Annotated in this window: 21 protein-coding genes; 11 read left to right on the forward strand and 10 right to left on the reverse strand. The window is 62.5% G+C overall.

The window, feature by feature from the left end; genetic code table 11:
• From BLT03_RS05270 to msrA, 7 genes are all read right to left on the reverse strand, one after another.
• Window positions 1-4114: AMP-binding protein (locus BLT03_RS05270; protein WP_092741930.1), on the reverse strand; the 4114-nt coding region annotated here is incomplete at its 3' end.
• Between the two features lie 72 nt (window positions 4115-4186).
• A complete protein-coding gene (locus BLT03_RS05275) occupies window positions 4187-4879 on the reverse strand; it encodes a 4'-phosphopantetheinyl transferase family protein (protein ID WP_092741105.1) in 693 nt (230 codons plus the stop codon).
• Entirely contained in the window at window positions 4857-5594 is a 738-nt protein-coding gene (locus BLT03_RS05280; RefSeq protein ID WP_092741932.1) for a thioesterase II family protein, read from the reverse strand. Before BLT03_RS05280 ends, BLT03_RS05275 begins: the two co-directional genes overlap by 23 nt.
• Window positions 5595-5599: 5 nt before the next feature.
• On the reverse strand, window positions 5600-5848 hold the full coding sequence (locus BLT03_RS05285) for an MbtH family protein (RefSeq protein ID WP_092741934.1): 249 nt from the start codon (window positions 5846-5848) through the stop codon (window positions 5600-5602).
• Between the two features lie 219 nt (window positions 5849-6067).
• Window positions 6068-6262 (reverse strand): DUF4880 domain-containing protein, encoded by a 195-nt coding sequence (locus tag BLT03_RS05290; protein WP_092741107.1) that lies wholly within the window; start codon window positions 6260-6262, stop codon window positions 6068-6070.
• Between the two features lie 161 nt (window positions 6263-6423).
• Window positions 6424-6984, reverse strand: coding sequence for a sigma-70 family RNA polymerase sigma factor (locus BLT03_RS05295; RefSeq protein WP_245711251.1), 561 nt, complete (start codon window positions 6982-6984; stop codon window positions 6424-6426).
• Between the two features lie 324 nt (window positions 6985-7308).
• Complete coding sequence (gene msrA, locus BLT03_RS05300) at window positions 7309-8064, reverse strand: peptide-methionine (S)-S-oxide reductase MsrA (protein ID WP_092741109.1); 756 nt, start codon at window positions 8062-8064, stop codon at window positions 7309-7311.
• 151 nt (window positions 8065-8215) lie between these two features.
• Here msrA and BLT03_RS05305 point away from each other — a divergent pair, with 151 nt between their 5' ends.
• Window positions 8216-8944, forward strand: a complete 729-nt coding sequence (locus BLT03_RS05305) for a response regulator transcription factor (protein WP_092741111.1) — start codon at window positions 8216-8218, stop codon at window positions 8942-8944.
• Window positions 8941-10440, forward strand: a complete 1500-nt coding sequence (locus tag BLT03_RS05310; protein WP_092741113.1) for a sensor histidine kinase — start codon at window positions 8941-8943, stop codon at window positions 10438-10440. Before BLT03_RS05305 ends, BLT03_RS05310 begins: the two co-directional genes overlap by 4 nt.
• 46 nt (window positions 10441-10486) lie before the next feature.
• On the opposite strand, the gene BLT03_RS05315 is transcribed toward BLT03_RS05310, so the two are convergent.
• Window positions 10487-10825 (reverse strand): DUF6172 family protein, encoded by a 339-nt coding sequence (locus BLT03_RS05315; protein WP_092741115.1) that lies wholly within the window; start codon window positions 10823-10825, stop codon window positions 10487-10489.
• A gap of 294 nt (window positions 10826-11119) precedes the next feature.
• On the opposite strand from BLT03_RS05315, the gene BLT03_RS05320 reads away from it, so the two are divergent.
• From BLT03_RS05320 to BLT03_RS05360, 9 genes are all read left to right on the forward strand, one after another.
• Window positions 11120-12085, forward strand: coding sequence for a ferritin-like domain-containing protein (locus BLT03_RS05320; protein ID WP_092741117.1), 966 nt, complete (start codon window positions 11120-11122; stop codon window positions 12083-12085).
• Window positions 12086-12201: 116 nt separating this feature from the next.
• The gene (locus tag BLT03_RS05325; protein WP_175537691.1) at window positions 12202-13083 is read left to right on the forward strand and encodes a ZIP family metal transporter; all 882 of its coding nucleotides are present in this window, start codon (window positions 12202-12204) and stop codon (window positions 13081-13083) included.
• 124 nt (window positions 13084-13207) lie between these two features.
• The gene (locus tag BLT03_RS05330) at window positions 13208-13795 is read left to right on the forward strand and encodes a GbsR/MarR family transcriptional regulator (protein ID WP_092741119.1); all 588 of its coding nucleotides are present in this window, start codon (window positions 13208-13210) and stop codon (window positions 13793-13795) included.
• 6 nt (window positions 13796-13801) lie between these two features.
• Window positions 13802-15169, forward strand: coding sequence for a cytochrome ubiquinol oxidase subunit I (locus BLT03_RS05335; RefSeq protein ID WP_092741121.1), 1368 nt, complete (start codon window positions 13802-13804; stop codon window positions 15167-15169).
• Window positions 15170-15185: 16 nt separating this feature from the next.
• Entirely contained in the window at window positions 15186-16187 is a 1002-nt protein-coding gene (locus BLT03_RS05340; RefSeq protein WP_092741123.1) for a cytochrome d ubiquinol oxidase subunit II, read from the forward strand.
• A 121-nt stretch (window positions 16188-16308) separates the two neighbouring features.
• Window positions 16309-17943: a histidine kinase famiy protein gene (locus tag BLT03_RS05345; protein WP_092741940.1), complete on the forward strand. Its 1635-nt coding sequence runs from the start codon at window positions 16309-16311 to the stop codon at window positions 17941-17943.
• Between the two features lie 220 nt (window positions 17944-18163).
• Entirely contained in the window at window positions 18164-18973 is an 810-nt protein-coding gene (locus tag BLT03_RS05350; RefSeq protein WP_092741125.1) for a DUF1295 domain-containing protein, read from the forward strand.
• 85 nt (window positions 18974-19058) lie between these two features.
• On the forward strand, window positions 19059-19625 hold the full coding sequence (locus BLT03_RS05355) for a DUF6134 family protein (protein ID WP_092741127.1): 567 nt from the start codon (window positions 19059-19061) through the stop codon (window positions 19623-19625).
• A 33-nt stretch (window positions 19626-19658) separates the two neighbouring features.
• Complete coding sequence (locus BLT03_RS05360; RefSeq protein WP_245711252.1) at window positions 19659-20078, forward strand: DUF2177 family protein; 420 nt, start codon at window positions 19659-19661, stop codon at window positions 20076-20078.
• A 55-nt stretch (window positions 20079-20133) separates the two neighbouring features.
• Here BLT03_RS05360 and BLT03_RS05365 read toward each other — a convergent pair whose 3' ends face one another.
• Both BLT03_RS05365 and BLT03_RS05370 read right to left on the reverse strand, forming a co-directional pair.
• A complete protein-coding gene (locus BLT03_RS05365) occupies window positions 20134-20805 on the reverse strand; it encodes a ChrR family anti-sigma-E factor (protein WP_092741129.1) in 672 nt (223 codons plus the stop codon).
• On the reverse strand, window positions 20802-21389 hold the full coding sequence (locus BLT03_RS05370; RefSeq protein ID WP_245711253.1) for a sigma-70 family RNA polymerase sigma factor: 588 nt from the start codon (window positions 21387-21389) through the stop codon (window positions 20802-20804). The genes BLT03_RS05365 and BLT03_RS05370 overlap by 4 nt, the downstream gene beginning before the upstream one ends.
• Window positions 21390-21451 lie beyond the last annotated feature (62 nt).

Consider the following 21451-nt stretch of genomic DNA (forward strand, 5'->3'; position numbering starts at 1 on the left):
CGAGCCGCACTCCGGTGGTCAGGGGCCAGAAGGTTTCCCAGACGGAGACGTCAAAGCCGAACGGGGCCTTGTGCAGCACGGTGTCGCTGGCGTTCAGGGCGTAGGTCTGCTGCATCCAGGCCATGCAGCTGTGCAGGGCGCCGTGGCGAACGGCAGCGCCCTTGGGCCTTCCGGTGGAGCCGGAGGTGTAGATGACGTAGGCCAGGTTCTCCGCATGCAGCGGCACCTTCGGGTCGTGCTCTGGCTCGTCGCTCAGCTGCAGCGTGTCCAGCGCCAGGACGTCCAGCCCGGATGCTGGGGGGATCGCTCCGCTCAGGTGGCTTTGCGTGAGCAGCAGTGCGATGCCGCTGTCCTGCACCATGTACGCCAGCCGCTCTGGCGGATATTCCGGGTCCAGGGGAACGTAGGCGCCCCCTGCCTTCAAGATGCCCAGCAGGCCCACCACCATCTCGGTACTGCGCTCGACCAGAATGCCCACCCGTGTCTCGGGCCGCACGCCCAGCCGCACCAGCCGGTGCGCCAGCCGGTTGGCCCGCGCGTTGAGCTCGCCGTAGCTCAAGTGTTCTTCGCCGAACACCAGCGCAGGGGCCTGCGGCTGCGCCAGCGCCTGGCGCTCGAACAGCTCGTGCACGGGCACGGGCGCTCCGTGGCCCTGGCGGTTGTCGCCCCAGGCCGCCAACTGCGCCTGCTCGGCTTGGCCCAGCAGGGGCACTTCCCCCACCAACTGATCGGGGTGATCGGCCAGGGCTTGCAGGAGCGCTATGTAGTGCCCTGCCATCCTCTCCATCGTCTGCGCTTCGAACAGCTCCGCCGCGTAGATGATGGCCAACGAAACCTCACCATCGTGCCGCTCGCGAGCCTCCAGCACCCATTCGAACTGCGCCTCGCCTTCGGGTAACGGATGCTCTTGCACAGTGGCTCCCGGCAGGCGCTCCATTGCCCGGTAGTCTTCGAACACATGGTTGAAAAGCCATTGGAACAGCGGGTTCTGCCCCGTGTTGCGCTCAGGCTTCAATGCCTCGACCAGTTGATCGAAAGGCAGATCCTGGTGTTCCTGGGCCCTCAGCGTGACATCGCGCGCCTTTGCCAGCAGGCGGTCCAGCGCCAGGTCGGATTGCACACCATTGCGCAAGACGAGGGTGTTGACCAAAAGGCCGACCAGCCCCTGGGCACCACGGCGGTTGCGCCCGGCAACAGGGACGCCGATGCGGATGTCCTCCAGGCCGGAATAGCGATGCGCCACCGCTTGCAGACCGGCCAGCAACACCGTGAACAGGCTGGCTCCGTGGGTCTCGGCCCGCCGACGAAGAGCGGCCAACAAACCCGCCGGAAGTGCGAAGCGGTGCCGCGCTGCCCGGTAGCGGCCTTGCGGCTGGCGCGGACGATCGGTCTGCAATGCGAGCACCGGGTGCACGTCCCCCAACTGATCGCGCCACCATGCCAGCTGCCGGCGACTCTCTCCCTGATCCAGCCACATGCGGTGCGAAACGGCATAGTCCACGCATTGCAGTTCGTCCTCTTCGACCGGAGGGAGCGCACTGCCAGTGAGCTTGGCCACACAATGGTTCGCCAACTCGTCCAAAAGCTGTTGCATGGATGCAGCATCAGAGACGATGTGGTGCAGCACGAGCACCACGATCTGCGATGTGTCGGCGAGCCGGATCATTGCCAGACGCCACAAAGGCCCCTGTTCGAGATCGAAGGGCTCGGTTTTCCACTGCAAGGTCCGCTCACCCGTTTGCAATGACTGCTCACCCGTGGGGATGCCCCGCAGGTCCGCAACTTGAAGTTCTATGGGCAAGTTTTGCTGTATGCATTGGTACGGCAGGCCATCAGTTCCAGGGCGGAATACGGTACGCAGCGATGCGTGCCGAGCAGACAGCGAATCGGCAGCCGTCTGCAATGCCTCTTCAGGCAGATGAGTGCCTTGGAGCTTCACAGCCACGGCTACGTGATAGGCCGTACTCCGAGGCGCCAGTTGCCAGAGGAACCATTGACGCGACTGGGCGGCAGACAAGGCAAGCGGTTGTGCGCGGCGCTCAGCGGACAGGGGCGTTGGCGAAAACTGCAGGGCAGACCCTGCTGTCAATGGTTGGCGAGCCTGCACCGTGGCTGCGCAGTCGTCCAACCTCGGATGGTCGAACAGGTCCCTCAGGCTGAATTCGATTCCCCAGCGTTCGGACACACGCAATGCAGCCTGCACCGCCAACAGCGAGTTGCCCCCCGAGGTAAAGAAATGGGTGTCTCGCCCCATGGCTCGCTCCAGCGGCCACGGCAGCACCTCTTTCCACAGCCCGGCCAGTACCTGCTCTGTACTGGAAAGTGCCTCGGGCTTTTGCCGAGCGGATTCCCGCCCTTGCACGACCTTGCCATGCTCCCAAATGGCGTATGCGTCGAGCGTTCGCTCTTGCCAGCCTGCCTTGCAAGCCTGCCGCTGCAGCTTTCCACTGGAGGTCTTGGGCAAGGCCCCGGGATTGAGCAGCACAACGACCGACAAGCCTTGTCCAGCCACATCGCCGACAGCCGCCGACAGCGCTTCGGCCAGGGTCTGTGGCGGAACGAGCTTTTGCAGACTCCGGGAAACCTCGGCGGCAACGCCGATGCCCTCGCCTTCCGGTCCGGACACCGCAAAGGCCGCAACCCGACCCTTGCGCACTGCCTCGACTTCGGTTTCGATGGCGCGCTCGATGTCCTGCGGATACACGTTATGTCCGCGAACGATGATCAAGTCCTTGATGCGACCTGTCACATAAAGCTGATCCTGGTGCAAGAAACCCAGGTCGCCTGTTCGAAGCCATCGGTGGCCGTCACGCTCGACGAATGTGGCGGCGGTTTCCTCCGGCTTGCCCCAATAGCCGGCACAGATGCTCGGACCCTCGGCCCAGATTTCGCCCACCTGCCCCGGGTCCAGATTCGCTTGGCTCACAGGCTCCACGATCGCAATGGCATGCCCGGGAACCGCCGTGCCGCACGCCACCAACTGCGCGTGGACGCCATTGATGCCGGAGGTGCAGTGCGCCAGGCCTTGCGCGAGTTGCGCTGGGCCAAAACCATTCGCCACCATCCCATCACCACACCGGCCGCCCGTGATGAAGAGCGTCGCTTCGGCCAATCCGTAGCAGGCATACACCGCCTGCGCCGAAAGGCCGACCTGCGCAAAGCGCTCACAGAAGGCCAACTCAGTGTCGGCACGCACAGGCTCTGCGCCGGTGTATGCCAGCCTCCAACAAGCCAGATCGAGCCCAGCCATCTGCGCATCGGTCACGCGCTCCGTGCAAAGGCGATATGAAAAGTCAGGACCACCGCTCACGGTTGCACGGTGGCGGGAAATCAACTGCAGCCAACGCACCGGTCGCTCCAGAAAGTAGCGGGGTGAAGTCAGCACCAGGGGCACACCGCTGTACAGTGGTTGCAGCAGGCCGCCGATCAACCCCATGTCGTGATACAGCGGCGCCCATGAAACGAACTTGTCTTGTGCGCCGATCTCCATTCGCTCCTGGATGGCGCACTCGTTGGCCATGAGATTGCCGTGCGTCACCATCACGCCCTTGGGTGCGGAGGTGGAACCCGAGGTGTACTGCAGAAAAGCGACATCGCCGTCGGCGGGCGCAAAAGCGTGCCAGCTTTCCGCCAGAGACGGCTCCACCGTATCGACCGCAATGGCCTCGACCTGCAGAAAGCGCTCCTTTGCCGAATCCATCAGCGATAAAAACACCGATGAGGTCAGTACGCAGGCCGCCTGACAATCGGCGGCGATGCCCAGCAGTCGCGCCAGATGCTGTGGCCGAAGAGACTCGGGCGGAAACACGGGAACGGCAATCAGCCCTGCGTAGAAGCAAGCCAGCAGGCTCACGGCATAGTGCTCGTCGTTGTCGAGCATGATCAATGCCCGCTCTCCAGGCGGCCAATGCTGCTGCAGCCTCGCCGCCAGCGCACGTGTGCGCCGGTCAAGGGCTGCATACGTCAATGCACGCTCCACGGGCTCGCCGTTGGATTCGCCGGCGGCAGTGAGCCACACCTCGTCGGGCCGCGTTTGCGCCAGGGCCTGCAGATGCTCTACGAAATTCTTAGGTGCCCGCCCATGCCGACGGTCCAGTGCAGTCAAGCCTGTCATGTATCCACTCCCCATTGTTGAGACCCTTCGGACCCTTTTTGGCCTTCAGGAATACCGCCCCTGCCCCATCTCTCAGCCTGGGTGTTGCACCCTGCTGCGCCACGCCAAAGCTGCCGCATAGCCAGAAGGCGCGGCCAATGGCATGGCGTCCAGATCGCTCCATTCCGGCACCGTGGTTTCCACCACCGACCGACCATCCAGACCGGGGTGGATACCGACGCAGCGCAAATGCTCCGCAATCCCGACACCGATGGCTTTGAGCACCGCTTCCTTGCCCACCCAGCGCTGCAACAACGCTTGCAGAGGATCAGCGGCCTGGACCACCGCGGCCTTTTCACGATCGGTCAAAACCGCCTCGCTCAAGGCACTGACGTCCAGCGCCGCGCGGCGTTGCTCGATATCTATGCCCACTGCGCTGAAGGCGCTTGAATCCGCCAAAACGATCAAGGCATGGCTTCCCGAGTGAGACACATTGAACAAAGGGGCTGCCCCTTGCATATCGACGAATGGCTTGCCATGGGCATCCTGCGCCAAAGGCAGGTCAGCCGGTTGATGGCCCAGACGGCTCGCAAGGAGTTGCCGGACTGCGGTGCGGGTCGCCGAGAAGCGCAGCCGATCAGCGCGCTGCATGAAGCGGCCAGCACGAACTTGCTCCGCTGCGCTCAGCGCAGGCCAATGCTGCGTTCCGTCGCGCGCGAGATCGAAGTCGAGGCGATAGGTCTCGATACCGTGCGGCAAAGGCTCAAACAATCGCTGCAGCGACATGCGAGCCTCCAGCGATGGTTTGCGCCAACCTGCGCACCAGCGCGTCCAGAAAAAGCGCTTCTTGCTGACGCAGGAAGAAATGCCCGCCGTCGAACCAATCCAGGGTACAGGTAGCGCTGGATGCCGCCGCCCAGGCCTGCATGCCTTGCGCACCGATGCGATCCTGGCGACCTGCAAAAACATGCAGAGGCATTGGCAGCGGCGCTTCGGGCGCGTATAGAAAACTCTGGCAGACCTTGTAGTCGGCGCCGAGCGTGTCGAGCGTGAGGCGAAGCAGTTCGTCGCTTTCGAACACCTCTTCAGGCGTACCGCCCTGCTCTCTCAGATCGGCGATCAACGCGGCATCGTTGTCCTTGCCAGCAAACCTTCCCGGATCGCGCATCGATGGCGCTGCGCTTGCAGAGAGCAAAAGCGCCTGCGGCAATGGGTCGCCTGATCGCATCTGTTGGCGGGCAAGGCCATAGGCCAGCAATGCGCCCATGCTGTGGCCGAAGATCACGTAACGCCCTTGCATGCCAGGTGCCTGCTCGGCACACAACTGCAACACCAGCGCATCGAAGTCTTTGACGAAGTCTTCAGCCAGGCGAGCCCCGCGGCCTGGCAACTCCACGGGGACGACGCGCAGCCACGCTGGCAGCAACCGGCGCCACCGCAGGTACATGGCCGCGCTGGCACCTGCGCAGGGCAGGCAGAGCATGGCGATGCTTTGGTCCATGACCATCAGCTTGCCAAGGCTGAAGGGCTGGCCACGGCCTCGCGATCCATCCAATCGCGCAAGGACCGAGGGCGCATGTCGGTCCATGCCTGCTCTACATGCGCCAATACGGTGGCCTTGTCGCCCTGCACACCGGGAACCGCAGTCCACCCGCTGGGAATAGCCTTCCAGTGAGGCCAGATCGAATATTGATCCTCGTCATTGACCAGAACAATGAAGGTCTCGTCGTCGCGGTCGAGGCAGCTGGTTGACATGGAGTCGTCCTTGGGCAGTTGAAGAGTTTGCAGTACATGGCGCGAAATGCGCGCCATGTGCTTCTGCTCAACTAGACGAACCAGTAAGGAATCTGTTCATGCACGGGCTTGCTGCAGGGATTTCACATTGCCGCTGAACCTCGACGCCGCCTGGCAGTGACGGCAAAAACGAAGTTCAGTCCGCCGCCCGAGGCAGATCACGGTTTTGAAGCAATTCTTTTACATCGTCGATGGCGCGACCAAGCCTGCCAGCAGCCAAAGGCGGGCCGCTTTTTCATACGCCTCGCGGTGTGCGGGGTCTGCCACCAGCCAGCGCGTCATTTCCTCGCGTGCTGCCGCATCGAAATGTTCGCCGTCATGCTCACGCTGAACCCAGTCCCACGCCACGGCCCAATGGGGATCGGCTTGTCTCATGCCTCAACTCACTCGCGCACGCAGCGCATCGGATAGTCCGACCAGCCGAATGCGAATGCACCGACCTTGACTGACGGCAACCTTACCGCAAGACAGCCGGTGCGGGCAATGCACAGACGAAAACCGCGCAGTTCACACCAACGCGCAATGCGCCTTCGCGTTCAATCATCCGTGAGCAAATGGTGCAAGGCGGCAATGGCCTGCGTGGCCTCGGCGATCAAACGGTTGACCAAGCCCAGCGCGCAACCCAGAGACAGGGCAATGTCTCGCTGCGTCATTCCGTCGAGACGGTATAGCTGGAACGCCACCCGGGTTCGAGTCGGCAACTCCGCCAAAGCCTTTTCGATCAATCCCACCAATTGGCGGTCACGCAGCAAGCGATCCGGAGAGCTGGGCCCGGCCACTTCCAACGATTCGATATCCATGCCTGACGCGACGCAGTTGCGTTCCACCGCCTGCCGGCGGCAGTGGTCCAACGCCAGATTCCGGACCACCTGGCAACAGTAGCCCACGGGCTGGTCGATCTTGCGTTCGCTGGCGCCACCGACGATGCGCAAATAGGCGTCTTGCACGATGTCGTCCGCCAGATCCATGGTGCGGACAATCTTGTGCGCTACCCGCAAAAGCTGCGCCCGATTGGCAACGAAAACCTCTCCGAGCGATGGCCCAGATGAATGCAAAGACATGTACAGCACCTCCCAGTGAACTGAATGAATCGCCATGGGCCAAGACACGGAATCGCCTACTCAAAGACAAAACTCAAGCGCTCGATGCAATGGCGGCTTGAAGCCGCTCGAACGCGTTGCTCGTCAAGCCATGGACTATTTTCACGATCATCCTTCAAAATTGAATGAGAACTATTATTATTAAGTGACAAAAGGAAACTGCACCTTTTCACCGTGGTCGATCTGCTCTGAAGACGTACATCGCCGTGCCGTGGAGACAGCCAGACAGAGGTTCTCTGCGACCTCAAAGCCCACGCCAGGTTTGGCGCACTCAAGAAAAAAGCCGCCTTGAGGCGGCTGTTTTGACGAAAGGTCGGCCCACTACATCGCACTGGACACGAGGACCGGCTGAGCGCGATACACGCCAGGAAAAACCTTCTTCAACTGCTCAACCTTCGGCAGGTCATGGACAACGATGTAAGGCTGGTCGGGATGCTTCACAAGATAGTCCTGGTGATAGGCCTCGGCGGGATAAAAGACCTTGCCTGGTTCGACGCGGGTCACCATCGGACCTTTGAAGACTTTGGCGCCATCCAACTGTGCGATGTAGCTTCTCGCCACTTTTTCCTGCACGGCATCGACAGGGAAGATGGCGGATCGGTACTGACTACCCGTGTCTGGCCCCTGCCGGTTTAACTGGGTGGGGTCGTGAACGACTGAGAAAAAGATCTGCAGCAATTGGCCATAGCTCACCTGGCGGGGGTCATAGGTGACGCGCACTGCTTCGGCATGGCCTGTGCGGCCGGAACCGATGGCCTCATACCTTGCGCTGCTCGCGTCACCGCCCGCGTAGCCCGATACAGCATTGCTCACGCCTTTGACATGCTGGAAAACGCCTTGAACGCCCCAAAAGCAGCCGCCTGCGAACACCGCTGTGGCCGTGCTCTCCACAGACGCGGGGCTATCGATCGCGGCGGGAACCACTACGGCTGGCTCCGCCGCACGCAAAGGCGCTGCCTTCCAGAAAACGAGCCCCACCGTCACTGCCAAAGTGGCGATGAGCAACGGCCGGCGGGGTATCGCAGTGCTTTTCTGCACTGCTTCTTTGGAACGTTGAGAACGGATGGGTGGCTTCATGGCGTCGATCTCCAGATTCGTTGACGTGGCCGCAAGGGGGCCAGATGCGTTTCCTCAACAGCATTGTTCAGCAAAGGCCCTGGCTGAATCATCACGAAGACTTCAAAGAATCGTGATAACTCTCCCGTATCGAACGGGAGAGAATCCAGCCATGGAACCCGAAAAACGCATCCTTCTCGTCGAGGACGACGCTCATATCGCCGACCTCATGCGCATGCACCTGCAAGACGAAGGCTACGCCATCACCCACGCCGCAGATGGACAAGCCGGCCTTCACGCGCTGGAACAGGGCCACTGGGATGCTCTGGTGCTCGATCTCATGCTGCCCCATGTGGACGGCCTAGAAATCTGCCGACATGCCCGGGCCATGGCGCGCTACACCCCCATCATCATCACCAGTGCGCGCTCTAGCGAAGTGCATCGCATCCTCGGACTGGAGCTCGGTGCAGACGACTATCTGGCCAAACCCTTTTCGATGCTGGAACTGGTTGCACGCGTGCGTGCCCTGATGCGCCGCAGCGACGGGCTGGCGCGCAATGCGCGCCTGGAGGCGGGCCGCCTCGACATCGGCACGCTGAGCATCGACCCCATCTCACGCGAGGTACAGATCGGGCGCAAACCCATCGAACTCACGCCGCGCGAATTCGATCTGCTTTACTTTTTCGCGCGCCACCCGGGCCGCGTCTTTTCACGCCTTGATCTGCTGAACCAGGTCTGGGGATACCAGCATGACGGATACGAGCACACGGTCAACACCCATATCAATCGCCTGCGCATGAAGGTCGAAGCCGATCCCGCCTCTCCGCGCAGCATCCTCACCGTCTGGGGCCGCGGCTACAAGATGATGGCGCCCGAGCCCACCGAAGGAGCGGCACCATGACCCGCCGCTGGGGCACGCTGTCACAGCGCTTGTCACTGGTTTTTGCCGTGCTGCTGCTCGTTTGCTGCGGAGCGTCGGCTTGGCTGCAGATGCGTGCCAACAACCGTTACGAGCAAGAATTGACGCAGCGGCTGTCCGCCGGGCTGGCGACACACATCGCCAGCAACGCCGAGTTGATGCGTGCGGATGGCCTCAACGACACTGCGGTGCGAGAGCTCTTCGACAAACTGATGGCCGTCAACCCGAGCGTAGAGGTGTACTTGCTGACGCCCACTGGGCGCATTGCAGCCCAGGCCGCTCCACCAGGACATTTGAAGGCCGAAGCAGTAGATTTAAAGCCGATTCAGCAACTGCTGGCGGGCGCCGAACTACCAGTGCTGGGCGACGATCCTCGCAGTGCCACAGGCCAGCGGAAAGTGTTCAGCGCTGCCCGGCTACAGGCAGGGGGGCGCGACGCTGGCTATGTGTACGTGGTGCTGCAGGGCGAAAACTTCGCGGCGCTCGCGGCGCGTGTATCCGCCGACAATATTCTTCGAACGACATTGCTGTCGATGGGGTTGGTCGCCCTGCTTTGCCTGGTGGCCGGGTTGGCCGCCTTCGCGCTGATCACCCGGCCTCTGCGGCGCTTGACCGAGGCGGTGCGCGGCTTCGAAGCCCAAGGCGTCGCTGCTTTTGACCGTGCCGAACCGCTGCTGGCCGACACGAGGGGGGCGGGCCAGGATGTCGCCGCACTGGGCAGTGCATTCGTTCGCATGGCACAGCGCATCGCCACGCAATGGCGTGAGTTGACAGCGCAAGACCAGCAGCGGCGTGAACTGTTCGCCAACATCTCGCACGACCTGCGCACGCCGTTGACTTCGCTGCACGGGTACCTGGAAACATTGCTGATCAAATCGGAAGTGTTGACCCAGCAAGACCGGCGGCGCTATCTGGAAATAGCACTGGACCAAAGCCGCAAGGTCGGTCGGCTCGCACAGGAGTTGTTTGAACTGGCACGTCTTGAATACGGCGTGGTGAAGCTCGAAAAGGAGCCACTGGCTCTGCCCGACCTGGTACAGGACGTGTTTCAGAAATTCGAGTTGGCGGCAGAGGCGCGGCACCAGCGGCTCGTGGCCGATATCGCACCCGCTCTACCCCCCATCACTGCCGACTTGGGCCTGATCGAACGGGTGCTCACCAATTTGCTCGACAACGCCATACGGCACACGCCTGCGGGTGGAGAAATCACGGTGCAGTTGCGGCCTGTCGCTGCCATGCCGAACACAAGCACGGGTACCGCGAGTGGAGTGGATGTGGAGATCAGCGATACCGGGCCTGGCGTTCCACCGCCTTTGCAGCCCGGGCTCTTCAAGCGCCCGGCTTTCAGCGCGGCAGATGGCCGAGGCGGCGGGTTGGGATTGGTCGTGGTGCAGCGCATATTGGCGCTGCATGGGAGCGACGTCGCTTTGGTAGAGCGCTCCGGCAAGGGAGCCGTGTTTGCGTTTCGCCTTGGCTGACGGTGATTGCGAAATGCCTTTCACCGCTCAGCACGCGGGCAACGGCTCAAAGGTCCTGCTCGGGATCCACCGGGTCATCGGCCGCCGCAGTGCTTTTTCGCTCGTGCGCGGTCTTCACTGCAGGCCGCGCGAGAATTTCCACATAGAAGGCGTCCGCCCCCTCCGCTGCCACCGATCCCACCTTGTCGATCAGGGCGTCAAGCGGCACCGCTTCGGCGGCCTCTTGCGTCAGACCGAAGCGGCAATCGAACTCCCAATGGTCTGAGCCAGCAGGAACATCGCGCTTGCGTTCGCGGCGCAGGTATTTGCGGATCTCATGCTTGACGGCGTCCAGGACGCGGTCGCGTTGCTTGTTTTCGGAAACGAGGGTGAAGTTTTTTCGCATGGGCGATGGTATCTCCAGCCCGGCCCGGTTCGGCGATATAGCCTGGCACTGACTAAATGCCACTTTCCCGCCACGCTGTGGACAGGGGATGAATGCACCGCTCAACGCCGGTCAGAAAATATTTTGAATCCGTTGCAGCTTTCTTCGCGTATCCCCAGCAGGAAGGCGGAGGAGGCGATCCGTTGCATGCCTTAACGCATCGATCGGCGCTGCTTTCCTGAAAACCGGCAACGGCCACCTGCCGCTGGACCGACATGTGACTTTCATGTGCATCGCACATCACCAGGAGCAACCATGATCGATATTCCTGCATCGCCACTTGAAATCCTGCAGCGCCGTTCCGACAAGCTCAAAGAGCGCCGGATGTTCTTTCGCAAGACTGGGGGCTTTGCCGCCGGAATGGCTGGTGGCGCCATCCTCACCGCGTGCGGAGGTGGGTCGAGCCCCGCTGTCGGTGCCGATGCCCCGACCGACCCGGAAATTCTCAACTTCGCGCTGAATCTGGAATACCTGGAAGCGCAGTTCTACCTCTATGCCACCACCGGCGCTGGCTTGCCGGATGCACAGACCACCGGCACGGGCACCCGTGGCACCGTGATCGGTGGCACGAAGGTGCCGTTTTCCGATCCTGTCGTGGCGGCTTACGCCAAGGAAATCGCGGCCGATGAACTGGCCCATGTGAATTTTCTTCGCGCGGCCCTGGGTTCCTCCGCCGTAGCGATGCCATCGATCGACGTGGGTGGCACCGATCCAAACGGTGCATTTTCCAAAGCAGCCCAGGCGTCGGGACTCATCCCGGCAGGAACGGCTTTCAATCCCTACAAGGACGACTTGAGCTTTCTTCTGGGGGCCTTCATCTTCGAAGACGTGGGTGTCACCGCCTACAAGGGCGCCGCGCCATTGATCCAGAACAAGACGTACCTGGAAGCCGCTGCCGGCATCCTGGCCGCAGAGGCCTACCACGCAGGGCTGGTGCGCACCGTGCTTTATTCGAAAGGCGTTGACGCCCAGGCCGCTGCCGGCAGGATCTCCGATGCGCGCGACACGTTGGACAACTCCAAGGATGTGGACCAGGGCATTGCGCCCGACGCCAACGGAGCATCGAACATCGTGCCTCTGGATGCCAACGGCATCGCCTACAGCCGTTCGCCGGACGACGTGCTCAACATCGTGTACCTCACGCCTAACGCGGCCAGCCAGGGAGGCTTCTTCCCTGCCGGCGTGAATGGCAGCCTGCGATTGAGCAGCGTGTACATGTAGAGCGAACGAGGTCGCCGCGGTGGGGAGTGCCGTGGCTTCGGTGATAGAGCCATCCCTTCAGGAGCCAAGCCATGCCGTTGCATTTGCATTCCCATGATCCCGTGAGCCCGACAGCGATGCAGGCCCGCCCTGCTCTGTCGTGGCGGCAGTGGCTGGGCCTGGCCATCGTTCTTGCCGGTGCGGCCGTGCTGAGCGTGCAGGCATTGAACGGACTGATCAGTGGAGACGATCGGCTGCGTGGCGCACTGCTGGGTGGCTTGATGGCCGCAGCGGCCACTGCGCTGGGCACGCTCCCTGTCTTGCTATCGCAGAATTTCTCGCAACGCACGCATGACACCATGCTGGGCTTTGGGGCCGGGGTCATGCTGGCCGCCAGCGCGTTCTCTCTGGTGATCCCTGCCATTGCGGCAGCGAAATCCCAGGGGGCTGGATCGTGGACCGCAGGCGGCATCGTGAGCGCGGGCATCTTGTGCGGAGCTTTTTTTCTGCTGCTCATCGATCGCGCCGTGCCGCACGAGCATTTCGTGAAAGGGCTGGAAGGCCCTCAGGCAAAGGCGATCAAGCGGGCTTGGCTGTTCGTTCTCGCCATCACCTTGCACAACCTTCCGGAAGGGCTGGCCATCGGTGTCGCCTTCGCAGGCCCCGATGGCTTAGGCGCCAAGGCACTGGCTGCGGGCATCTCCATCCAGGACGTGCCAGAGGGAATGGTGGTCGCCCTGGCCTTGCGTGGCGTGGGCTACGGGCGCTGGATGTCCGCGGGCCTCGGAGTGGTGTCCGGCCTGATCGAACCGGTGGCGGCAGTGATGGGCGTGGCATTGATCGGTCTTTCTGCCAGCCTGTTGCCTTGGGGCCTGGCCGCCGCAGCGGGGGCGATGCTTTATGTCATCAGCCACGAGATCATTCCAGAGTCACACCGCAAAGGTCATGAGGCATTTGCGACGGGCGGACTGATGCTGGGCTTCGTAGTGATGATGCTGCTCGATACCGCACTGGGGTAACGCCGGCCCCTGCGCTTCGCGAGCGAACTGCCCCACCTTCTTTCAGATCCATTACGACCTTATCGAAAATGTTGACTTTTCAGTAAATACTGAAAATTCAAAAGTCCTGAGGCACAATCGCGGCATGACACAGATCAAGCCGCTTCCCTCTTTGAATCGACAATTCGTGGCCCATTTCGGCGAAATGGGCAGCCGCTGGGGCATCAACCGAACCGTCGGTCAGATCTATGCCCTGCTCTACCTCTCACCGAGGGCGGTCAACGCCGACGAAATCGCTGAAACCCTGGAGTTTTCACGGTCCAACGTAAGCATGGGCCTGAAGGAATTGCAGGCTTGGCGGCTTGTCCAACTGCGCCACCAGCCTGGCGACCGCCGCGAATATTTCGAAGCGCCGCAAGACGTCTGGCAAATCTTTCGCACGCTCGCCGAAGAGCGCAGGCGCCGTGAAATCGAACCGACGCTGTCGATGCTTCGCATGGCACTGCTGGAAGAACCCGCTTCCGAGGACGAGCGCCATGCCCAACAGCGCATGCAGGAAATGCACGACCTCATTGACCGCCTCATGACCTGGTTCGACGACGTGCAGCGCTTGGCACCTGAAACCGCCATGCAACTCATGGGCATGGGAACAGCCGTCACACGCGTACTGGATTTCAAGGACCGGCTGACGGGCAAAGGCCGCGGCAACAAGCCGGATGGCAAGGATCGGTGACGCGCCATGGACACCTTCATGCTGTCGCGGATCCAGTTCGCCGCCAACATCAGCTTTCACATCCTGTTCCCGACCATCAACATCGCGCTGTGCTGGTTCCTGGTGTACTTCCGCCTGCGCCACCGCGCCGCGGCCGGCACCCCGGCTGCGCTGGGCTGGGAACAGGCCTATTACTTCTGGACCAAGGTCTTTGCGCTCACCTTCGCCCTCGGCGTCGTGTCCGGCGTCACCATGAGCTTCCAGTTCGGCACCAACTGGCCAGGCTTCATGGAGCGCGCCGGCAATATCGCCGGCCCGCTGCTGGGTTATGAGGTGTTCACCGCCTTCTTTCTGGAAGCGACGTTCCTCGGCATCATGCTTTTCGGCCGGCAACATGTGAGCGACCGTGTGCACCTCATTGCCACCTTGCTGGTGGCCGGCGGAACGACCTTGTCGGCATTCTGGATCTTGAGCCTCAACTCCTGGATGCAGACGCCTGCGGGGTTCGAGATCATCGATGGCAAGTTCCATGCGGCGGATTGGTTCGCCATCGTCTTCAACCCCTCGTTTCCATACCGGCTGGGCCACAAGCTGCTGGCTTCCACCCTGACAGCTGGCTTCCTGCTGGCCGGTGTGAGCGCTTGGCAAATGATCCGCGGCACCGCCACGCGTGGCACGCCGCTGGCCCTGCGCGCAGCCATCGTTGCGGTCGCCGTAGCGATTCCGTTGCAGATCCTGATGGGCGATATGCACGGACTGAACACGCTGCAACACCAGCCGGCCAAGATCGCTGCCATCGAAGGCCTGTGGCATACCGAAAAAGGTGCGCCGCTCACGCTGTTCGGCTGGCCCAACGAGAAGGAAGGCCGCACGGACTATGCCGTGCAAATCCCCAAGGGTGCCAGCTTGATCCTGGCGCACGACATCGACGCTGAACTCAAAGGCCTTGATGCATTCAAGGGAGCTCATCCGCCGGTCGCGCCCGTCTTCTGGAGCTTTCGGATCATGGTCGGCATGGGCATGCTCATGCTGGTCGTCGCGTGGTGGGGCGCTTTCGCCCTCTGGCGTCGCCGCAAGGCCGCAGCACCGGAGGCCTCGCTGCCACGCGCGTTGCTGCTGACGCTGGTGGCAATGACGTTCTCGGGCTGGGTTGCCACGCTGGCAGGCTGGTATGTCACCGAAATCGGGCGGCAACCGTATCTGGTCTATGGACTGCTTCGCGCCGCGGACACGGTCGCCCCGCATCCGCCATCCACCGTGGCCACGTCGCTCGCTGCTTATTTGACGGTCTACGCGACGCTGCTGGTGAGCTACGTGGCCGTCATCAAATACATGGCCGAACACGCCGCCATGCCGACGCCAGCGGTCAGCCCGCCAGCGCCACAAGCCGCCTGAGGAGCGCTCCATGGAAATGACCCTTGCCAACCTGCTGCCGCTCGCCTTCATGGCCGTGATGGGCCTCGCCTTGCTGGCCTACGTGGTGCTCGACGGCTACGACCTGGGCGTGGGCATGCTGCTGCCTTTCGCCACCGATGCTGAAAAAGACACCATGGTGTCCAGCATCGGTCCCTTCTGGGACGCCAACGAAACCTGGCTCGTCCTGGGGGTTGGTGTGCTGCTCGTTTGTTTTCCAATGGCACACGGCGTAGTGCTTTCCGCGCTCTACGCGCCTGCCACCGTCATGCTGCTCGGGCTCATCCTGCGCGGTGTCGCATTCGACTTCCGGGTGAAAGCCCGCGACTCGCACAAGACCGCCTGGAACCGTACCTTCGCGGCCGGGTCGCTGGTGACCACGCTGGCACAGGGTTGGATGCTGGGAGCCTATGTGACCGGATTCGCCGAAGGAATGTGGCCCACGCTGTTCGCGGCCGGAATCGCCCTCACGCTGCCGGCGGCCTACTGCATGCTCGGTGCCGGTTGGCTGCTCATGAAAACGGAGGCCGACCTGCAGCGCAAGGCGGCTGCGTGGGGGCGTTCCGCCCTGTGGCCGATGGCATTGGCCCTGGCCGCCATCTCCCTGGCCACGCCCCTGATAAGCCACACCGTGTTCGAGAAATGGTTTGCGCTGCCTCAGCTGTTCGTGCTGCTGCCCATTCCATTGGCCTGCGCAGCGGCACTGTTCGCCATCCACCACGTACTGCACACACCGCGCGTCGTCGATGCAGGCTACGGCTGGATCGTCTTCGTCGCCACCGTCTCCGTTTTTCTTCTGGCGTTCTTCGGCCTGGCGTACAGCCTCTACCCATACATCGTCATTGACCGCATCACGGTCTGGGAGGCGGCCAGCGCCACCGAATCGCTGACGGTGATAGGGGTGGGCGTGGGCATCACCCTTCCGGCCATCATCGCGTACACCGTCTTCATGTACCGGGTGTTCTGGGGCAAGGCCAAGGCGCTCACATACGGGCTTTGAACGCCCCTCGATTTTTGCCGCACCTGAGGAGCAAGAGTGCCATCGCGGCATGCGCTCCTACACAGGGCAGGCTCAGTTGGCATGCCGCGAGATGGAGGCTTGCATTACGATTCCCGCCAACATGAGCAGCGAAAAGCCCCCCGTACCCGGTCCATGGCAAGCCTATGTGGCCGAAGGCGCACCCAACGAGGTGTCCGAGCACAAAGACGACATTTTCTTTGCTGCCATCGAAACCACGCGCATGCCGATGTTGGTGACCGATCCCCGCCAGCCCGACAACCCCATCGTCTTCTGCAACCGGGCTTTCGTGGCCATGACCGGCTATGCCATCGAAGACATCATGGGCCACAACTGCCGCTTTCTGCAGGGCCCGGCCACCGACCGAAATACCGTCGCAGCCATTCGAGAGGCCGTCGAACAGCGGCGTGAAATTTCGCTGGAGCTGCTGAACTACCGCAAGGATGGTTCTTCTTTCTGGAATGCCCTGTTCATCTCGCCGGTCTACAACCGCAAGGGTGAACTGGTGTATTTCTTCGCCTCGCAACTGGACGTGAGCCGCCGCCGCGATGCAGAAGAAGCGCTCTCGCAGGCGCAGAAGATGGAAGCGCTGGGACAGCTCACGGGTGGCATTTCGCACGACTTCAACAACCTGCTTCAGGTCATGTCCGGTCATCTGGATGTCATGCGCGTCAAGAACCGCAACAACCGGCTGGCGCCCCAGGACATCGACCGCTCCATCGACAGCATCCGCAGCGCGGTGACCAAGGCATCCACGCTCACCCAGCAATTGCTCGCTTTTTCGCGCAAGCAAAAGCTCAAAGGCCGGGTCGTCAACCTGAACGCATTGGCCAAGGGCATGGCAACCCTGGCAGAGCGAACGCTGGGCGAAGCGATCGAAATCGAATACATCCTTGGCGAAGACTTGCCGAACTGCGAACTCGACACCACCCAGCTCGAGGTCGCGGTACTTAACCTGTTGCTCAATTCCCGCGACGCCATGGCCAACGGCGGGCGCATTCGCGTGGAAACCAAAGGCATCGATCTGGATGCACACGATGGTGCCGCGTTCTCCGGATTGCAACCCGGCCGGTACGCCACCATTTCGGTGACGGACACCGGTGCAGGCATTCCGTCGGAAGTGGTTTCGCGGGTGATGGACCCCTTCTTTACCACCAAGGAAGAAGGCAAAGGCACAGGCCTCGGTCTTTCGATGGTGTACGGATTTGCCAAGCAGTCCGGTGGCGCCGTCACCATCTATTCCGAAGTCGGCATGGGCACGACAGTGCGCATGTACTTTCCCGCGGTGCATGGCCGCACCCATCCGGAACTCTCCGAATCTTTCTCACCGAAAAGCCGGGGCGGCAACGAAAAGATCCTGGTGGTGGACGACCGGGTGGAAGTGGCCGATCTGGCCCAAGCCATGCTCGAAGGGTTGGGCTACACGGTCCACGTAGCGCACAGCGCCCACGCCGCGTTGAAACTCGTTCGCTCCTTGCCGCAAGATGCACTGCCGGACCTGCTTTTCACCGATGTGGTCATGCCCGGAGGCCTCAATGGCTACGAACTGGCCCGGGAAATGCGCAAGACCGTGGCAGGCATTCACATCCTGCTCACCACGGGGTTCGACCGCGATATGGGCAGCCTGGCGAATGTGGCTCCGACCGAGTTCGAGATTCTCAAGAAGCCCTATCGATTGGCAGACCTCGCACGACGCGTGCGCATGGTGCTCGATGGCGCGACCGGTACCAAGACCTGAACGGAATCTCGGGCATGACATTGCACGCAACGCTAGAGGAATTTGCGGCGCTGTGCGATCCAACGATGGCAACGCTGCGTACATAACCCAGGCCGCGGTTTTCACGCGGCAGTCCAGGAACTGTCCATGCCGCCAGACACCAACGTTGCAATTGCCATTCGACAGGCCGGCTCGGCACTGACCTATCGCGCGCCGTGGCGGCGCTGCTGAGCGGCACGGCATGGACACCACATCGGCCATCGCCATTGCCTTGAGCGGTCTCGCGTGGACCTTGGCCGCTTCCGTGGGGACCTGGCTCGTCAGCGTGGCGCAGAAGGACGCCAGCCTCGCAGATCGCATGTGGCCTGTGCTGATTGCTGGCAGCGGATTCGTTTACTGGGCGTGGGCTCCGACCCTGGACGCCAGGGTGTTGGCGCTTTTGCTGCTGTCCGGCCTGTGGGGATTGCGGCTGTGTGCCTATATCACCGCGCGCAATTGGGGACACGGCGAAGATCATCGCTATCGGGCCATGCGGGAGCGCAACAGCCCCAACTTCGGGGCCAAGAGCCTATATCTGGTATTCGGCCTCCAAGCCGTTCTCGCCTGGATCGTTTCCGCACCGCTGCTATCGGGAGTGTTGGCGCACCCGAGCCCGCTGGGCATTTTGGACTTGGCGGGCATCGCGCTGGCGGCGTTCGGAATCGCCTTCGAAGCGGTGGGCGATGCGCAAATGGCCCGTTTCAAATCCGATCCCGCTCATGCCGGGCAGGTGATGGACAAAGGGCTGTGGCGCTGCACACGCCACCCAAACTATTTCGGCGAGACCTGTGTCTGGTGGGGGTTGTGGTTGGTGGCCTGGGGTGGTGCGGGCTGGGCCGGTGTCTGGACCATCGTGTCACCCGTGCTCATGACGGTGCTTTTGCTGCGCGTTTCCGGAGTGTCGCTGCTGGAAAAGGACATTGCGGAACGGCGCCCGGCCTATCGCGACTACATGCAACGCACCAATGCATTCATCCCTGGACCATCTCGGCGGGGGCAAAAAAGTGCTTGATCATTTGGCGCCCTCTCTTGCGCGGTGCACGTTGTGCGCCGCTGCGGCATGGGGAGCACTGGGGCCGCAGACCGCAAGCGCTGCAATGCCTGCCGCAGCCGAATGGAATTTTCAGGTCACGCTGGATGGCTCGCCGATTGGCGAACACCGCTTTCGCCTGGCGGCTCCCGCACAAGACGAGCGGACGCTCACCAGCGAAGCCCGCTTTACCGTCAAGTTGCTGGGCCTCGTGGTGTATCGGTACCGGCACGACGCCCTGGAGACCTGGCGCAATGGCTGCCTGGAAACCATCACGGCGGAGACACAGGACGACGGCAAACTCAACAAGGTCGATCTGCGCTTTCCAACGCCGGTCAGCCCCACGCTTCCTGCCGCAGGTACGGCATGCACCCTGAGCTTCGCCTATTGGAACCCTGCCATTCGGACGCAGACGCAGTTGCTCAATGCCCAGAACGGCAAGGTCGAGGCGGTGCAGGTGACGCGCCAGGATGAAGGCACGGTCGAAGTCCGCGGCAAGGCCACTCCGGCAGCGCGCTGGCGCATCGCAGGCTTGTCCCACCCCATCGACCTTTGGTATGCCGCGGACGGCGCGTGGATCGGTCTCGATTCCACCGTCGGCAGCGGCCGAAAACTCAGCTACCGGTTGAAATAACTGCGGAAGTAACCCGCGCTCCAGGAGAAAACCATGATGATCCGCCCCCTTGCCGTTGCCTATGCCTCCACGGCCCTTGTCTTTTTGGCACTCGACGCCGTATGGCTTTCAACCATGGCCGACCGCCTGTACCGCCCAGGCATCGGGCATCTGATGCAGGATAAGTTTTCAGTGGCACCGGCCGCCCTGTTCTATTTGCTCTATGTGGCGGGCGTGGTGATGATTGCCGTGCTGCCAGGGGTCGAACAACGCAGCTGGACGACGGCCATGGGCATGGGGGCCCTGCTGGGATTGATCGCCTACGCCACCTACGATCTGACCAACCAGGCCACGCTGAAAGATTGGCCGTGGAGCGTGACGATTGCCGATATGTGCTGGGGTGCCTTCGTCACCAGCGCGGCCGCGACGGCTGCCTGCCTGGCCACGCTGCGCTGGGGCGGCGACCTGCGCTGAGCGCGATTCTTCAAGTGGCGCGGGTGCTTCGATCGCCCCGCGCCCGCTTTCGCTCTCACATTCCGACGAGCGCCCCCACCCAACGCGCCATGGCACCATCGAAAACCACCCGGCCTTCGATGCCCGCCAGGCAAATGCATTCACCACCAGGCGCCACCACGGGTTGATGGTGCACCTGCGTATCGGCGCCATCGAAATCTCCCGGACCGAACAGGGCGCGCCCATCATGGAATGCGCCATGCAGCACCTGCGTCCACTCCACCTCGCTGTGCGTGTGCTGGGGCAGTCGTTTGCCCGCGCCGATGCGCAACAGCAGAACATTCGCATCGGCAGCGCCGGGTACCGTTACCCGGCTCCAGCGCACGCCGGGCCCAAGCCAATGCCAGGGCGAGACCTTGCACGCATCGAGCGCGTTCGGCCAGAAAGCACCTTCCGGCCAGCCCGCGGGGCGCGATGAACCGGCACGCAGCGGCTCAGTGCGCCGTCCAACACGGCGGTCGGGGCCATCGAGAACTGCCAAGGTGCGGGCCAACGCATCGGGCTGCAGCATGGCGGGCGCCATGTCTTCGAGCAAGACACCGCCGACCATGTCGAGCGTGCAAAGGCGTTCCTGGCACTGGGCACACATTCCCACGTGGGCCTGGATCAGCAGCGATGCTGCGGCAGACAGGTGCCCAGCGGCGTGGGCCAGCAGAACGTCGTCTGCGGGGTGGTGTTGGATCGTCATGGCTCAAGGTGGCCGAGCAACCGGCGCAAATGGTTCATCGCAAGGCGAACCCGGGATTTCACGGTACCCAGCGGAATGCCCAGATCCTGCGCAATCTGGGCATGGGGATATTCTTCGAAGAACGACAGGCGCAGCACATGGGCCTGGTCGGGTGACAGCTGCTGCATGGCACGCCGCACTTCGTCTTCTTGCTGCGCGGCATGGCAATGCTCGTCCGGGGCAGGAGCGGTATCGGGCACGCGTTCGGCCTGCCCCTCCTCCAGCTCCAATTCCTGGTGGGACCGGCGCCGAAAATGGTCGACCCGCAAATTGCGCGCAATCGTGAACACCCAGGTCGAAACCCCTGCATGGGCCGGGTCGAAAAGATGTGCCTTGCGCCATACGCTGACCAGCGCCTCCTGGGCCAGGTCTTCCGCCGTGGCCTCTGCCGTGCCCAGGCGGATCAGATAGGCCTTCACGCGCGGAGCGAAGTGCTTGAACAACGCAGCGAAAGCCTGCCGATCGCCGCGGGTCGCCACCGCCTGGACGAGGGCGCTCAACTCTTCCCCTGTCGGATTGGCTCCAAAGGTGTTTGGCTGGGTCACGATCGACAGATAAGGGGGCCAGGATTTTCGGGGCCTGGAAGGCCGCTCGGCGGGCTGGCGGA

Source organism: Paracidovorax valerianellae (assembly GCF_900102625.1).
GTDB lineage: Bacteria > Pseudomonadota > Gammaproteobacteria > Burkholderiales > Burkholderiaceae_C > Paracidovorax > Paracidovorax valerianellae.